General features: G+C 57.9%; 15 protein-coding genes. 12 read left to right on the top strand and 3 right to left on the bottom strand.

What is annotated here, in order from left to right:
* The first annotated feature begins 8 nt into the window (after positions 1-8).
* Both GE107_RS12315 and GE107_RS12310 read left to right on the top strand, forming a co-directional pair.
* Complete coding sequence (locus GE107_RS12315; RefSeq protein ID WP_219640275.1) at positions 9-980, top strand: ABC transporter ATP-binding protein; 972 nt, start codon at positions 9-11, stop codon at positions 978-980.
* Positions 955-1,464 (top strand): RNA polymerase sigma factor, encoded by a 510-nt coding sequence (locus GE107_RS12310; RefSeq protein WP_219640274.1) that lies wholly within the window; start codon positions 955-957, stop codon positions 1,462-1,464. The genes GE107_RS12315 and GE107_RS12310 overlap by 26 nt, the downstream gene beginning before the upstream one ends.
* A gap of 54 nt (positions 1,465-1,518) precedes the next feature.
* On the opposite strand, the gene GE107_RS12305 is transcribed toward GE107_RS12310, so the two are convergent.
* On the bottom strand, positions 1,519-1,860 hold the full coding sequence (locus tag GE107_RS12305; RefSeq protein WP_255570429.1) for a LytTR family transcriptional regulator DNA-binding domain-containing protein: 342 nt from the start codon (positions 1,858-1,860) through the stop codon (positions 1,519-1,521).
* A gap of 170 nt (positions 1,861-2,030) precedes the next feature.
* On the opposite strand from GE107_RS12305, the gene GE107_RS12300 reads away from it, so the two are divergent.
* The 9 genes from GE107_RS12300 (at position 2,031) to GE107_RS12260 (ending at position 12,115) form a co-directional block, all read left to right on the top strand.
* Positions 2,031-2,270 (top strand): DUF3892 domain-containing protein, encoded by a 240-nt coding sequence (locus GE107_RS12300; RefSeq protein ID WP_219640272.1) that lies wholly within the window; start codon positions 2,031-2,033, stop codon positions 2,268-2,270.
* A 378-nt stretch (positions 2,271-2,648) separates the two neighbouring features.
* Complete coding sequence (glgB, locus tag GE107_RS12295) at positions 2,649-4,598, top strand: 1,4-alpha-glucan branching protein GlgB (RefSeq protein WP_219640271.1); 1,950 nt, start codon at positions 2,649-2,651, stop codon at positions 4,596-4,598.
* A gap of 6 nt (positions 4,599-4,604) precedes the next feature.
* Entirely contained in the window at positions 4,605-5,771 is a 1,167-nt protein-coding gene (locus tag GE107_RS12290) for a glucose-1-phosphate adenylyltransferase (RefSeq protein WP_219640270.1), read from the top strand.
* Entirely contained in the window at positions 5,768-6,883 is a 1,116-nt protein-coding gene (gene glgD / locus GE107_RS12285) for a glucose-1-phosphate adenylyltransferase subunit GlgD (protein ID WP_219640269.1), read from the top strand. Before GE107_RS12290 ends, glgD begins: the two co-directional genes overlap by 4 nt.
* A gap of 15 nt (positions 6,884-6,898) precedes the next feature.
* The gene (glgA, locus tag GE107_RS12280; RefSeq protein ID WP_219640268.1) at positions 6,899-8,347 is read left to right on the top strand and encodes a glycogen synthase GlgA; all 1,449 of its coding nucleotides are present in this window, start codon (positions 6,899-6,901) and stop codon (positions 8,345-8,347) included.
* A gap of 83 nt (positions 8,348-8,430) precedes the next feature.
* Positions 8,431-10,440, top strand: a complete 2,010-nt coding sequence (locus GE107_RS12275) for a glycoside hydrolase family 15 protein (protein ID WP_219640267.1) — start codon at positions 8,431-8,433, stop codon at positions 10,438-10,440.
* Positions 10,441-10,787: 347 nt separating this feature from the next.
* On the top strand, positions 10,788-11,063 hold the full coding sequence (locus GE107_RS12270) for a hypothetical protein (RefSeq protein WP_219640266.1): 276 nt from the start codon (positions 10,788-10,790) through the stop codon (positions 11,061-11,063).
* Between the two features lie 42 nt (positions 11,064-11,105).
* Positions 11,106-11,354 (top strand): hypothetical protein, encoded by a 249-nt coding sequence (locus GE107_RS12265; RefSeq protein ID WP_219640265.1) that lies wholly within the window; start codon positions 11,106-11,108, stop codon positions 11,352-11,354.
* Positions 11,355-11,410: 56 nt separating this feature from the next.
* Entirely contained in the window at positions 11,411-12,115 is a 705-nt protein-coding gene (locus tag GE107_RS12260; RefSeq protein WP_219640264.1) for a DUF1361 domain-containing protein, read from the top strand.
* A gap of 16 nt (positions 12,116-12,131) precedes the next feature.
* On the opposite strand, the gene GE107_RS12255 is transcribed toward GE107_RS12260, so the two are convergent.
* Positions 12,132-12,773 carry a DUF421 domain-containing protein gene (locus GE107_RS12255; protein ID WP_370636388.1) on the bottom strand — a complete coding sequence of 214 codons (642 nt, stop codon included), beginning with the start codon at positions 12,771-12,773 and terminating at the stop codon, positions 12,132-12,134.
* Between the two features lie 182 nt (positions 12,774-12,955).
* Here GE107_RS12255 and GE107_RS27140 point away from each other — a divergent pair, with 182 nt between their 5' ends.
* The gene (locus GE107_RS27140; protein WP_370636398.1) at positions 12,956-13,330 is read left to right on the top strand and encodes an FUSC family protein; all 375 of its coding nucleotides are present in this window, start codon (positions 12,956-12,958) and stop codon (positions 13,328-13,330) included.
* A gap of 135 nt (positions 13,331-13,465) precedes the next feature.
* Here GE107_RS27140 and melA read toward each other — a convergent pair whose 3' ends face one another.
* Entirely contained in the window at positions 13,466-14,764 is a 1,299-nt protein-coding gene (melA, locus tag GE107_RS12245; protein WP_219640262.1) for an alpha-glucosidase/alpha-galactosidase, read from the bottom strand.
* Positions 14,765-14,797: the final 33 nt, after the last annotated feature.

The raw sequence follows: 14,797 nt of genomic DNA, 5'->3' as shown, positions 1-14,797 counted from the left end.
GGAGAGAGATGATCCGCTGCGAAGGTTTGGTCAAAATTTTCAAAACGGACGAGATCGAGGTCGTCGCGCTGCAGGGGTTGAACCTGACGGTGGCGGAAGGCGAAATGATGGCGATTATCGGCAACAGCGGCAGCGGCAAGTCGACCCTGCTCAACATTTTGGGCGGGCTCGACCGGCCTTCCGCCGGCGTTGCGGTCGTCGGGTCCTGGGACCTGCTGAAGATGTCGCCCGAACAGCTGATCGAGTACAAACGAAGCACGGTAGGGTTTATTTGGCAAAACAATGCCCGCAATCTCGTTCCGTACTTGACGGCTCTGCAAAACGTCGAGCTGCCGATGCTCATCCGCGGCAAGGCGGACCGGACATACGCGCGACAGCTGCTGGCGGCCGTCGGACTCGAGCGCCGGATGGGCAACCGGCTCACGCAGCTCAGCGGGGGCGAACAGCAGCGGGTGGCGATTGCGATCGCGCTGGCCAACCGGCCGCGGCTGCTGCTCGCCGACGAGCCGACGGGTTCGGTCGACAGCGCGACCGGGGAGCGGGTTCTGGACATTTTCCGCGCGCTGAACCGGGACATGGGCGTGACGATCGTCATCGTCACCCACGATATGTCCGTCGCGGACAAAGTCGACCGCGTCGTGGCGATCCGCGACGGCTTGACGAGCTCCGAATGGTTGAGGCGGGAAGGAGATTCGGCGGCCGTTCAAGGTTCCGGATCCGAATCGGAACGGTTATCCGCTTCGGAAGAGGGGGGCACGGAGCCGCGTTTCGGGTCGCGGCATACGGAGTTCGTCGTGATCGACCGGCTCGGCCGGCTGCAAATTCCGAAAACGTTCCTGGAAGCGATGAACGTGAGCGACAAGGCGGTTCTCGCGTTCGAAGGCGGGCGGGTGACCATCGGGCCGCCCGGCGAACCTGCGGAGCGCGGTCCGAAGGCGGGAGGTGAACGGGCCCATGCGGCGGGCGGCGGAGGAGATTGACGGGTTATACGCGATGCACGCCCCTGAGCTGCGCCGGTACATGCTCGCCTTAACCCGAAACCGGGAAGAGGCGGACGACCTGGTGCAGGAAATTTTCCTCCGACTGTGCCAGCAGAGCGAAATTCCGGAGCATTCGAAAGCGTGGTTGTCCCGGACCGGTTACCGGTTGTTCGTGGACGAGTGGCGACGCAAGCGGCGGAATGCCCGTCTGCTTGGAGAACCTGCGGCTGTCTATGCCCGCGAGCCGGAGCAGACGATCCTCGACCGGGAGTACGAACGAACCGTGCACGGGCTCTTGATGCGGCTCCGGCCGCCGGTTCGGAGCGCCTTCTGCCTGCGCGTCTACGGCCATTCCAGTTGCCGGGAGATCGCAAGGCAGCTCGGCTGCCCCGAGAATACGGTCAAAACGTTCCTCCGGCGAGGCCGGCTGCAATTGGCCGAATGGCTCCGGACGGGGACGGGCGAAGACCCGGGCGCCGTTTAACGAAAAATCGCGATTCTTCCCGCCTCTAGGTTGGGAGGAATCGCGATTTTTCCGTTAAGACCCCGAAATTCTGGCAGAGGAAGACAGCAGGTTCAGGATCATCTGCTGCTTCCGTTTGGAGCAGGGAATCCGCTTGTTCGTATCCCCGAAGCAGATCGCATCGTCTTCCATGCGGCTGATCTTGCCCGCGTTAACGTAGCAGTTCGAATCCAGTCGGAAAAAGGCGGCATCCGACATCAGGCGGTTTCTCTCATCGGCGGAAAGTCTCTTTTTGATATTGTAGTTTCGGCCGTGAAAGCTGACCAGACCGTGGGAAGAATCGACCTTGAAAAAAAGCGTGTCCGTTCTCGGTTCGAAATCTTCGTAAACGTTCTTGTCCCGCGTTGCCCCGCTCATGTCCATCGTATCCCCCTCCGGAAATATGTTGCTTTGGTAGCGCTTTCAGTATAACATATTTTCGAGCTTCCGGTATCGGTTTTCACAAATTTTTTTAGGAAAAATTCCAAAAGCGGATCGAGGATAAATTTCGGTTCCCTCTTGCATCCTATAAGCGGGAGGTGCTTGCCATGGAAAACCAAAACCCGCCTGACGAAGTGGTGGCGGTGCGCAAGAACGGAGACGGGGACATTGTGGAGCTGAAGCTGTCGTCGGGCCAAGTGGTCGACTACAAAACCGCCCAGCTAATGGCCAAGAACAACCAGATCGCGAACGTGAACGTGTTCCGCGGACGGGACGGGGACGAGCACTTGCGCTCCGATCCGGACGGACGCGAGGACAACAATTTGGACAACCTGCCTCCGTTCTGAGCCGGGTCAACCCGAGACTGCAGAATCGCCGGAAAACCGCCGCAAATCAGACGGCGGTTTTTTTCGATCATTCGGAATTGATAAGTTTCACGCCTATTCATTTCTGAATGATCTACGATAAAAACGACATTCTATGTCCTTACAGGACGACGAAGTCGTTATTACTTGCGTACGCAGGCTTATCCGGAAAAGAAGAATGATTTGGCTAACTTCTCCAATATCCTAGATTTGTGGATGTATTTTACCATCGAATTCGCTATAATGAATGTAAGATTAATGTTATCTGTCAGAAAAAATGACAAAATATTTACGCATTTGAGGGTGAAGACGCATCTGGGTTGCTGATATTCGATTCCGATCGACGGGAGGTGACTTACCGTGCTAGCCCCGCCTACCAACATTTCCCAAGAAGATCTCTATTTGTTCAACACGGGGCAGCTGTACCGCGCTTACCTGACCCTTGGAGCGCACCTCGCGAAATCGGATGGCCGGGAAGGGGTACGGTTCGCCGTATGGGCGCCGAATGCGCGATCCGTATCGGTCGTCGGCGATTTCAACGGCTGGGACGGCTCGGGCCATCGGATGGAATTGGCCGGAACGACCGGCGTCTGGGTGTTGTTCGTGCCCGGCATCGGCGAGGGAGAGCGGTATAAATACGAGCTGACCGATAGCCGCGGGGAACGGAGGCTCAAAGCCGACCCGTTCGCCTTCCGCAGCGAACTCAGGCCGAATACGGCTTCCGTCGTTGCCCGATTGGACCGGTATGTCTGGCATGACGCGGACTGGATGGAGCGCAAACGCCGGAGTCCGCCGTACGGGAACCCGATGCTGATTTACGAAGTGCACCTCTCTTCCTGGAGGATGGACGCGCCGGAATGCTTCCGCACTTACGATCAGTTGGCGGAAGAGTTGACGGATTACGTTGCCTCCATGGGCTATACCCATATCGAGGTCCTGCCTTTGACGGAACACCCCTTGGACCGATCCTGGGGATACCAAACGACCGGCTATTTTGCCGCGACGAGCCGGTACGGCCCGCCGGAAGGTCTCATGAAGCTGATAGACCGTTGCCACCAGCGCGGCATCGGCGTCATCCTGGATTGGGTTCCAGGCCACTTCTGCAAGGACGATCACGGCCTCCGCCTCTTCGACGGCACCGCCCTCTACGAGGACTTCGATCCCCGCCGCGCGGAGAAGCCGCTGTGGGGGACGCTCGCCTTCGATTTCGGCAAGCCGGAAGTGATCAGTTTCCTCGTTTCGAACGCACTGTTCTGGCTGGATGCGTACCATATCGACGGAATCCGCGTGGATGCGGTCGCCAGCATGATCGATCTCCATTTCGACAAGCCGGACGGCATGAAGACGCTGAACAAGCATGGAACGACGGAACACCTTGAAGCTCTTCGTTTTCTCCGCGTCTTGAACGAAACCGTCTTCCGCCATTATCCCGAGAGCCTCATGATCGCCGAAGATTCTTCCTCCTATCCCGCCGTCACCTCGCCCACTTACCTTGGAGGCCTCGGATTCAACTACAAATGGAACATGGGCTGGATGAACGATCTGCTCCGCTACATGGAAACCGACCCTCACCTTAGACCCGCCCGCCACTCGCTCTTGACTTTCTCTTTATGGTACGCCTATTCCGAAAATTACGTCCTGCCTTTCTCGCACGATGAAGTCGTGCACGGCAAACGCTCTCTGCTCCACAAAATGCCCGGATCCTACCCGGAGAAATTCGCCAACCTTCGCCTGATGTACGGATACTGGATGGCGCATCCCGGCAAGAAGCTGCTGTTCATGGGAGGCGAGTTCGGTCAGTTCGACGAGTGGAAGGATGACGCCGGACTGGATTGGATGCTCCTCGCCTATCCGCTGCATGACAGCATGCACCGCTTTGTCCGCCAGCTTAACCAACTCTACGCCGGCCAACCTGCGCTGTGGCGCTTGGACCACTCGCCGGAGGGGTTCGCCTGGATCGACGTCCACAATGCGGCGCAATCCGTGCTGATCTTCCTCCGCAGAGGAATGGGGAGCGATCCGCCCGTCGTCGCGGTATGCAATTTCTCCCGCAACGCTTATGGCGATTTCCGCGTCGGTGTGCCGTATCCGGGCCGTTACCGGCTTCTGCTGAACAGCGACGAAGCGGATTTCGGGGGCACCGGGTTATCCGTTCCATCCGAAGTCCACGCGGTTGGCCGGCCGATGCACGGCCAAGCATGCAGCATCGATATTCCCTTGCCCCAATTGGCGATTCTCTTCTGGTCGCCGATCGATTGGTCTCATGCGAGCCCTGCTATACCGACAGCATCTATCATGGGAGAGGAGTGACAGAGTATGCGGCGCAACGAATGCATCGCCATGCTGCTCGCGGGCGGGGAGGGACGCCGGCTGGGCGTCCTGACCAAGGATTTGGCCAAACCGGCCGTTCATTTCGGGGGGAAGTACCGCATTATCGATTTCACTTTGAGCAACTGCGTGCATTCCGGCATCGAGACGGTCGGCGTGCTTACGCAGTATCAGCCGCTCGTCCTCAATCAATATCTCGGGATCGGAAGTTCCTGGGGGCTGGATCGAAGGGACGGGGGCATGCACGTGCTTCCGCCGTTCGTCCGTTCCAAGGGCGGCACGTGGTACAAAGGGACAGCCAACGCCATTTACCAGAATATCGGATTCATCGAAAGGTACGACCCGGAGTACGTCTTGATCATTTCCGGCGACCACATTTACAAAATGGATTACGGCTTGATGCTGGAAGCGCACAAACGGAACCGGGCCGACGCCACGATCGCCGTAATTACGGTGCCGTGGGCGGACGCCAGCCGGTTCGGGATCCTGAGCGTCGACGGGGACGGCAGAATCACCGAGTTCGCGGAGAAGCCGAAGAAACCGGCAAGCAATCTGGCTTCGATGGGCGTCTATATTTTTACTTGGCCGGTGCTTCGGGAAGCTTTGATCAAGGACGAGGCGGAGAAAACTTCATCGAACGATTTCGGCAAGGACATCATTCCGACGATGCTTCGGGAACAAGCCCGATTGTTTACGTACCGTTTCGGGGGGTATTGGAAGGATGTCGGCACCGTCGAGAGCTTGTGGGAGGCCAACATGGACCTGCTGGCGGATGAGCCGGATTTGCAGCTCGACGACCGGTCTTGGCGCATCTTCTCCGTCAATCCGAACCGGCCGGCCCAGTATGTCGCTCCCCATGCCAAGGTCTGCAGCTCGCTTATCAACGAAGGCTGTCTGGTGGCTGGCCATGTGAACCGCTCGGTGCTCTTCCACGGCGTTACCGTCGGAGAAGGCAGCCTGGTGGAAGATTCGGTCGTCATGCCCGGCGCGACGATCGGCGCGGGAGCCCGCGTCATCCGGGCCATCGTCGGGGAGAACGCGGTCGTCGGGGATGGCTGCAAAGTCGGCAGCGTCGATTCGGTCGAGATCGCGGTCGTCGGCAGCGGGGAAAACCTGAGGGACGAAACCAAGCTGCAGGAGGTGGAACCGGTATGAATCTTCCGATGCTGGGCGTAATCAACCTGATCCATGAGGCGGACGAAATGGGCGGTTTGACGGCGAATCGCTGCCTGGCGACCGTGCCGTTCGGCGGCCGCTATCGTCTCATCGACTTCACCCTCTCGTCCATGGTCAATTCCGGTATTCCCAAGGTCGCCGTCTTCGCCCACACGAAATTCAGGTCCCTGATGGACCATATCGGCTCGGGCAAGCATTGGGACTTGCACCGCAAAGGGAACGGCCTGTTCGTATTGCCGCCGTCCATGGAGGACCAAACGGATTTCGGCAAAGGAGATTTGTATCATTTCTACCGTCACCGGGACTACTTTGCCCGCAGCAGCCCGTTCGAATACGTGGTCGTCGCGCGGAGTCACATGGTGAGCAACGTCGACTTCGCCAAAGTATTGGAAGACCACCGGCAGCGGGGATCCGATATCACCGTCGTCTGCCATCGCGGCTTGGAAGGCGTCACGGGATTGGCCCGCAAAGCGAAGGTGAACGACGCGGGCCGGATTACGGAGATGCAGGACCATTACGGCAGGTTGGCCAGCGACATCGTGTCGATGGAAATGTACGTCCTCTCCAAGGAGCTGCTGCTCGATTTGGTGGAGTCGTCGCTGGCGCGGGGCCAGGACCATTTCGTGCGGCACGCCGTCATGTCGAATTTGGACCGGCTGAACGTGGGCGCGTACTTGCATGAAGGCTGGCTCGGGATCGTCAACAACATCCCGGCATATTACCGGCATAGCATGGAGCTGCTCAAGCCCGACATCTGGCACGAGCTCTTTTTCCGGAACGGACCGGTGTACACCAAGGTCAAAGACGAACCGCCGACCCGTTACCGCAGCAGCGCCGACGTTACGCATTCCCTTATCGCCAACGGCTGCGACATCGAAGGGACGGTCGAGGGCAGCATTTTATTCCGGGGAGTCAAGGTCGGGAAGGGAGCCGTCGTGCGCAACAGCATCGTCATGCAGAACGGCGTCGTGGGCGAGAACGGTTCCCTCGAGAACTGCATTTTGGACAAGGAAGTAGAGATACGTCCGCTTCAGCAGCTGCGTGGCGCTTCGGACCTGCCGTTCCTGGCGGTCAAGAGAAAAGTCATCTAAGACGGGGGTGGCGTGGTGAAGGTTCTGTTCGCGGCATCGGAGGCGATGCCGTTCGCGAAAACCGGGGGGCTGGCGGATGTCGTCGGCGCCCTTCCCAAAAGTTTGGCGAAACGGGGTATCGACGTCACCGTCATGCTTCCGAAATACGGGGAAATTCCCCGGGAGCTCTCGGATCGGGCGGTTTATTTGGGATACACGTTCGTCAACGTCGGCTGGCGGCGCCAATATTGCGGCCTGTTCGAGTGCTTCGAGAACGGGATTCGTTTTCTGCTGCTGGATAATGAATATTATTTCAAGCGGGGTTACCTGTACGGCTATGGCGAGGAGGAGGCGGAGCGGTTCGCCTTCTTCAGCTTCGCCGTGCTGGAGTCGCTGGAGCTGCTGGGAGAAATGCCCGACATTCTCCATTGCCATGATTGGCAGACGGGTCTCATCCCGCTGCTGCTGCGAACGAGATACGCGAACCGGCCCGGTTACCGCGATATCCGTACCGTGTTCACGATTCACAACCTGCAATACCAGGGGGTGTTTTCCCGCGGATTGCTGCAGGATCTGCTCTCGGCCGGAGACGATCTGTTCACTTCCGACGGCCTCGAATTTTATGGCGCGGCCAGCTGCATGAAGGCCGGCCTTCTGTATGCGGACAAGCTTACGACGGTCAGTCCGACCTATGCGATGGAAATTCAGACCGAAGCGTTCGGAGAGAAGCTGGACGGCGTGCTCCGGCGGCGTGCGGGGGATCTCGTCGGCATCGTGAACGGCATCGACACGCAGGAATACGATCCGATGCGCGATCCCCATCTGGCCGTGCCTTACCGCGACTCGCGGGAGAAGAAGAGGCGGAACAAGACAGCCCTGCAGCGCGAGCTCGGCCTGGCGGAGGACGGGCAGGCGCCGCTCATCGGGATCGTCTCCCGGCTGGCGGGGCAGAAAGGCTTCGACCTGATCGGAGAGGCGCTTCCGGGGCTGATGGCGGAGGAACGGGCGCAGCTTGCGATCCTCGGTTCCGGGGAACCGGGAATCGAGGCGATGCTGCGGGAAGCTGCCCGGCGGTATCCCGGGCGTCTTGCGGTCTGGTTCGGATTCAACGAAGGGTTGGCCCGGCGGATTTACGCGGGTTCCGATCTTTATCTCATGCCTTCCCGGTTCGAGCCTTGCGGATTAAGCCAGCTGATCGCCCTCCGATACCGTTCGGTGCCCGTCGTGCGCGAAACCGGGGGCTTGCGCGACACGGTCGAATCGTACAACGAATATACCGGTACGGGGAACGGTTTCAGCTTCGGGCCGGCAACGGCCCACGACATGCTGTATACGCTCAGGCGGGCGCTGTCGTTTTACGGGGACGAAGAGGCATGGGCACAAATTCTTGCGAACGGAGCGAAGAGGAACTATGGTTGGGACGCTTCCGCGCGCGAATACGAGCGGTTGTACCGCCAGCTCGCGGATCAGGCGCAGGCGGGATAGGGCGGGGCTAAGGTCAGCTTGATTCCGGGTTGCCCGTTTGGCAAATGCGTAAGAGGTGTTAAGGGAAGGAGTGAGGGGCCGGCATGGCGAGACATTTGGTGATTGGGAACGGCAAAATGCTGATCAACTTGGACCGGCACGGATTCATCCGCGACCTCTATTTTCCGTATGTCGGACAATTGAATCACGTGGGGGGCCAAATGTGCCGGTTCGGCGTTTGGTGCGACGGGCAATTCGCGTGGTTGGACGACCCCGATTGGCAGACGGAGCTCGGATATGTCGAAGATTCCCTTGTCACGAACGTGACGGCAAGGAACGAACGGCTCGGCATCGAGCTGCACGTGAACGACGGCATCCATCAGCGCGATTGCATCTATTTGAAGCGAGTGGTGGTGCGCAATCTGGGCCACACGCCCAAGGAGGTACGGATCTTCTTCCACCAGGACCTGATGATCGACGGGAACGAGGTGGGCGACACGGCGGCTTTCTACCCGGGGAACCGGACCGTGTTCCATTACAAGCGTTCCTCGTATTTCATGTTTAACGGAAGATCCGACACGGGGGGCATCCATCAGTTCTCGACCGGGATCAAACGCTTCGGATCCGCCGAAGGGACGTGGCGCGACGCGGAGGACGGAGAGCTGGCCGGCAACGCGATCGCCCAAGGCTCCGTCGACAGCACGATCGGCTTTCGAACTCGGCTCGAACCCGGCGGGGAGAGCACCGTCTATTATTGGTTTTCTGTCGGCTCGGATCTGGAGGAAGTGAAGAAGCTGGACCAATACGTGCTGGAGAGCCATCCCGAGAAGCTGCTTAGCCGGATCGTGATCTACTGGAACCACTGGCTGTCGCGCGTCGGCAACAAGTTCGGCGATCTGCCTGCTCCGGTCATCCGGCAGTTCAAGCACAGCCTGCTTATCGTCCGGACGCAAATCGACGACCGGGGGGCAATCCTAGCGGCCAACGATTCCGACATCCTGCAGTACAACCGGGACCATTACAGCTACATGTGGCCGCGTGACGGGGCTTTGATCGCGGACGCGATGTCGCTTGCCGGCTACCACGGGACGATCGCGCCGTTCTTCCATTTCTGCGCGCGGGTTTTGTCGCCGGAAGGCTACTTGTATCACAAATACAACCCGGACGGAACGGTCGGCTCCAGTTGGCATCCTTACGTCGTGCAAGGCGTACCCAGGCTGCCGATTCAGGAGGACGAAACGGCGCTCGTGCTTTACGCTTTATGGCAGGATTACGCCCGGCACGGAGAGATCGAGCTGCCTCAGGCGCTGTATGGCAAATTCGTCCGCAAGGCGTCCGAATTCTTATGCGAGTACATGGAGCCGTCGCTCGGACTTCCCCGTCCCAGCTACGATTTGTGGGAGGAGCGATACGGAATCTGGACCTATACCGCCGCTTCGGTCTACGGGGGGCTGATGGGGGCGGCGTATTTCTCCGACCTGTTCGGCGACTACGACCGCAGCGATCATTACCGCGCGGCGGCCGACCGGATCAAGAACGGGATCCTCCGGCATTTGTGGGACCAAGAAGCGGGTAGGTTCGCCAGGGGATTGATCTGGCAAGACGGCCGCTGGACGAAGGACATGACGCTCGAAAGCAGCCTGTTCGGTCTGTTCGAGTTCGGCGTGCTCCCCGCGGAGGACCCGCGCGTCGCATCCACGATGGAAGCGATCGCGTCGGGACTGGCGGTCAACACGGAAATCGGCGGCATTGCGCGGTACTCGGAGGATTACTATTTCCGGGTGTGCGATGACGCGGCGGTGGCGCCGGGCAACCCATGGATCATCTGCACGCTGTGGGTGGCCAAGTACAGAATCGAAACGGCGCGGAGCTTCGCCGATTTGGAGGAGCCGAAGCGGACGCTCGAGCGGGTCGCGGGCTGCGCGCTGCCCGGCGGCAATTTGCCGGAGCAGCTGCACCCGCTGGACGGCTCGCCGCTTTCGGTCGCTCCGCTCACGTGGTCTCACGCCACGTATATCCAAACCGTGTGCTTGTACGTGCGCAAACGGGAACAGCTGGAGACGGCGTCCGTCTCCTCCGCGGATCGGGAAAGCAGAAGCGTCCCCTGGGCATGAAGGGGATGCTTCTACGGTCGGTTGCGGGTTGGATTGCGTGGGAAACAGATCGTTCCGTACCTGCCCTCTATTCGGCGGGGGACGGAACGATTTTTTGTATATAGCGGTTGGCGGAGTTTAAGTCGGCGAGACCGGCGTAATGCCTTCGGTATTCTGCAGGGAGGGAGGTACCGGATCTCGTGATCGCACGGGTTTAAAAACTAGAGTTGCGTAAGGTTACGAAATTTCCGAGTTTGTATGCGAGTTAGTACGATTCAGAACAACTTGCATTCCAGGTGAAAAATCATTATCGTGGGTAATGAATATACATTTTGTATCTTTTTTTGCGGGAAGCAGGATATTTGGGTATGGAAAATCCGATAGAGGCTTGGAATAAGGATCTCCGGCAATGTCTCCGGGACGTCGAGGTTAAACGGGCGGGAGAACGCAGATTGTCACACCTGCAAATCGATATCGAGGAGCAGCGAGGAATCGCGGAAGACTGGCTGCGTGCCCTGCAGCGAGAACGGGAAGACGTAAGCCAGTTGGCGTCCTCGACGTTCTCACAGTTCTGGCTGAAACTTTTCGGCAAGTGGGACGAGCGGGTTGGCCGGGAGGAGAAGGAAGCCATCGAAGCAAAGTAGACGCAGCGATGGCCCAACTTACCCGTATGGAAGGACGTTCCCATGTCCTGTGACATCGAGCTTCCGCAAACGGGGCCTTTTCTCACCTTCTCCGACTATTTTTTCGACGGATTGATTTCCGATTGGATGGTTCAGGGCAGAATCCGAGATTCGATCGACTCCGTTCAACGCCATTCGGACCAGGTAAACGATGTCCTTCAGCGGCTGCGCCGCCACCGAAGGCAGTTGGAGACGGAGGCTGAAAGCGGCAGGAGCCAGTTTCAATCGTACATAGGGCAATATGAAGCGTAGGCTGCTCGTATGGCCGGTTGTTGGAGCGCGAAATGAACCGATTGGAGGGAACGCAAATGCCGGCATCTCGCGGAAGATCCCAGGATCGCCTAATCTCCGATCCCGTTTCTTTCCCTGTGTACGGGATTATCGGGGGTATCTCCGTCCTCTGCGTCCTGCTCATTATCGTGCGCATCATCCGAATGGGCGACAATCCGTTCGGATTCATGCTGTGGAACCTGTTTCTCGCGTGGCTGCCGCTCATTTTCTCCATGACCGCGATCCAAATCCAATTGAAGAAACGCGGCGCGGTCAAAGCGATTCTGCTGCCGATCCTGGGCGCGGGCTGGCTGGTGCTGTACCCTAACGCGCCTTATTTGACCACGGACTTCATCCACGTCATTTTCCAGCCTTACCATCCGGACAGCCTCATTCTTTGGTACGACCTCGTCGTCTTCTTCCTGTTTTCCTGGTGCGGATTGCTGCTGGCCTACGGGTCCATGCGGCATTTTCAGGCCATCGTTCGCCATTACGCCGACGTGCGGATCGGCTGGCTGTTCATCGCGGCGGTCTCTTTCCTAGGAGGATTCGGCGTTTACCTGGGGCGGGTGGAACGCTTGAACAGCTGGGACGTCCTGTTCAGTCCGTTCCGCCTGATCGAAGGGGTGCTCGAGGGGCTGAACCCGGGCGCCTTCATCTTCACGTTCCTCATCGGGATGTTGATTCTTATTCTGTACGTTTCCTTGTATGCGCTGCATAGGGAGCGAGAGAGGATCGACTGACACGAATGTGGCGGAATCAATCTAATTCCGGGGGAATAGGATTTCGATGTCCTCCGTGAGTCACTTCGTGAAATAGGTTTTCATTTTGTTTTTGTTGTTTTGGCGGCAAGTTCGAATGCAGGAATTCGAATAACCTTTCCATTTCCCCGTGTGTTACAGGTTTTGCGTGCTTTGCCCATTCGTAGCCTAATTGACCGCTCATCTCGATGGTTGCGGTCTTGATATCACGGAATGAAGAAATCCCTTTTTCTCTTAATTTCGCTTCCAATTGGTCGACGGAGAGGCGCAACTTCCTCAGGTTCGCCATTTCGATCTTCCCGTCTTGAATCACGAGTGTGGCTTTCCCCATGAACATTTTCTCCACCCAATCGAACTTGATCGCAAGAAACTGAACCGTAATCAGCAGAGATACGAATACGCATAAGGTAATCACCGTCTTCCATAACCCGACTTCGGTTACGGCATGGCTAATAATGGAGGCCACGGCCAAGAGGGTGATGATTTCGAGTCCTGTCATTTCCCCAACGGTTTTTTTGCCGGTTATCCTCAGCAAACAGAACCCGACGAACAAGATGACTAACGCTTCCCATATAAAATTAATGTTCATTAGCGTCACCTCACCGAAGACGGAAGGTTTGAAAGGCTTCCGCGTTGGCACGATTCGTGTCCCCGGCTCCTGCCGCTCCATAAACGTAACCAAACGGCGCCGCGGCAAGAAGTTCCTTGGCTCGCCGCTCCCATTCCTCGAACGACACCGGCAACTGTTTCGCCGCCTCATCCCCGGAATCGTACCTTCCATCTGAATCTGTTCCCGTGAATCGTCAAAACCATTTCCTCCGCATGCATCAGAAGAACTCCAGCACCAACAAGTTCTCTCCCTCTTTGATTCCATTTAAACGTTTCTGGAAAAGTGGAAAGATGAAGAGTGATGGTTGCATGATGCCGGCTTGTTTCCGAATTCTCGCGATAGACGTACGCGGAGTTGGCCGTTTATTCGCTCAAGATGGCGTCCTCTTGCGGATTCGCTTGGGAAGCGGACAAGCTCGCCGGGTCAAACACCCTTTTTTGGCGCCGATCTCCGTCATCTTGTGCATGCAAACCACGTCCGCCAAATCGCTGAACTACGCTTATCTGCGATTTATAGGAACATTCTTGGGCGTCGCTGTCGCCGCGTGGGCCAGGAGGATGGCAGTCGTAATGGGAATACGAGCGTAGAATAGGGCGATGGCCGCTGCGAACGGCGGAAGACACGGCTTTGCCCGGGCGATCTGCGGATGAAGAGAAGGAGACCTGAATCGGTCTCCTCTTCGTATAGATCTCGATTCAGGCAACGCTCTCCGGCCTGCAGGCTTATCGGAATTTCGGCAGCCAGTCGCCGTGGGCTTCGATCAAGTCGTCGCACATCGAGACGATATCGTCGATCGACAGCTCGGCGGAGGTATGCGGATCGAGCAGGGCAGCATGGTAAATATGCTCTTTCTTGCCCGTTATGGCCGCTTCGATCGTCAGAAGCTGCGTATTGACGTTCGTACGGTTGAGTGCCGCGCATTGGGGAGGCAGATCGCCGATATACGTCGGGCTGATGCCGGAAGCGTCCACGAGGCACGGGACTTCGACGCAAGCTTCCCGGGGCAGGTTCGTGATCAGCCCGGTATTCATGACATTGCCGCCGATTTTGAACGGCCGGTTCGTCTCCATGGCCTCGAAAATGTACGAGGCATACTCGTGCGAGCGCTCGTGCGTCAGGTTCTGATCGTTCACGAGGGAATCGCGCATTTTCTTCCAGCCCTCGATCTGGCTGACGCAACGGCGGGGGTATTCGTCCAGCGGAATGTTGAACCGTTCGATCAGCTCGGGGTAGTTCCGTTTGATGAAGTACGGGTGGTACTCCGCGTTATGCTCGGACGACTCGGTGATGTAGTACCCGAACCGCAGCATCATTTCCAGGCGGACCATGTCATGGTGCTTTTCTTTTTGTTTCTCCGCCGCCCGGCGTTTGATTTCCGGATACAGATCGACCCCGTCTTTGGTAACTTCCAGCAGCCAGGCCATGTGGTTGATGCCGGCGATTTTGGATTGCACGCCTTCCGGATCCATACCCAGGTTACGGAACAAGTCGGTTACGCAAACTTGGACGCTGTGGCACAGCCCGACCGTTTTCACGCCTCCGTGGGTGTTCATCACGTTCGTCAGAACGGCCATCGGATTGGTGTAGTTCAGGAACCAGGCGTCCGGGCATACCTCGCGGATGTCGCGGGCGAAATCCATCAAGACCGGAATCGTCCGGAGGTTGCGGAAAATGCCCCCGATCCCGACCGTATCGGCGATCGTCTGGCGCAAGCCGTATTTCTTCGGCACCTCGAAGTCGGTAATGGTGCACGGGGCGTAACCGCCGACCTGGATGGCGTTGACGACGTAATTGGCGCCGCGCAAAGCTTCCTTCCGGTCTGAATAGGCTTTGATTCGGCACGTGCTTCCGGATGTCTGGCGAAGGTTGTTCAGCATCCGCTCCGAATCGGACAGACGTTCGAGATCGATGTCGAACAAAGCGATTTCGAAATCCTGCAGAGCGGGCGTGAGCATGCAGTCGCCCAGTACATTTTTGGCGAATACGGTACTTCCGGCACCCAGAAAGGTAATCTTGGCCATATTGATCCTCCCTTGTGAAAAGGCTGTTGTATG

The organism is Cohnella sp. CFH 77786, from assembly GCF_019400745.1.
GTDB lineage: Bacteria > Bacillota > Bacilli > Paenibacillales > Paenibacillaceae > Cohnella.
This window is presented reverse-complemented; position numbering and strand designations above follow the sequence as displayed.

What these genes read in the sequence shown, in the direction of transcription:
- GE107_RS12275 (WP_219640267.1), top strand. Translation starts at nt 8,431, where the DNA reads ATGGCGAGACATTTGGTGATTGGGAACGGCAAAATGCTGATCAACTTG.
- GE107_RS12310 (WP_219640274.1), top strand. Translation starts at nt 955, where the DNA reads ATGCGGCGGGCGGCGGAGGAGATTGACGGGTTATACGCGATGCACGCC.
- GE107_RS12315 (WP_219640275.1), top strand. Translation starts at nt 9, where the DNA reads ATGATCCGCTGCGAAGGTTTGGTCAAAATTTTCAAAACGGACGAGATC.
- melA (WP_219640262.1), bottom strand. Translation starts at nt 14,764, where the DNA reads ATGGCCAAGATTACCTTTCTGGGTGCCGGAAGTACCGTATTCGCCAAA.
- GE107_RS12270 (WP_219640266.1), top strand. Translation starts at nt 10,788, where the DNA reads ATGGAAAATCCGATAGAGGCTTGGAATAAGGATCTCCGGCAATGTCTC.
- GE107_RS27140 (WP_370636398.1), top strand. Translation starts at nt 12,956, where the DNA reads ATGCATCAGAAGAACTCCAGCACCAACAAGTTCTCTCCCTCTTTGATT.
- GE107_RS12265 (WP_219640265.1), top strand. Translation starts at nt 11,106, where the DNA reads ATGTCCTGTGACATCGAGCTTCCGCAAACGGGGCCTTTTCTCACCTTC.
- GE107_RS12290 (WP_219640270.1), top strand. Translation starts at nt 4,605, where the DNA reads ATGCGGCGCAACGAATGCATCGCCATGCTGCTCGCGGGCGGGGAGGGA.
- glgD (WP_219640269.1), top strand. Translation starts at nt 5,768, where the DNA reads ATGAATCTTCCGATGCTGGGCGTAATCAACCTGATCCATGAGGCGGAC.
- GE107_RS12300 (WP_219640272.1), top strand. Translation starts at nt 2,031, where the DNA reads ATGGAAAACCAAAACCCGCCTGACGAAGTGGTGGCGGTGCGCAAGAAC.
- GE107_RS12305 (WP_255570429.1), bottom strand. Translation starts at nt 1,860, where the DNA reads ATGAGCGGGGCAACGCGGGACAAGAACGTTTACGAAGATTTCGAACCG.
- GE107_RS12260 (WP_219640264.1), top strand. Translation starts at nt 11,411, where the DNA reads ATGCCGGCATCTCGCGGAAGATCCCAGGATCGCCTAATCTCCGATCCC.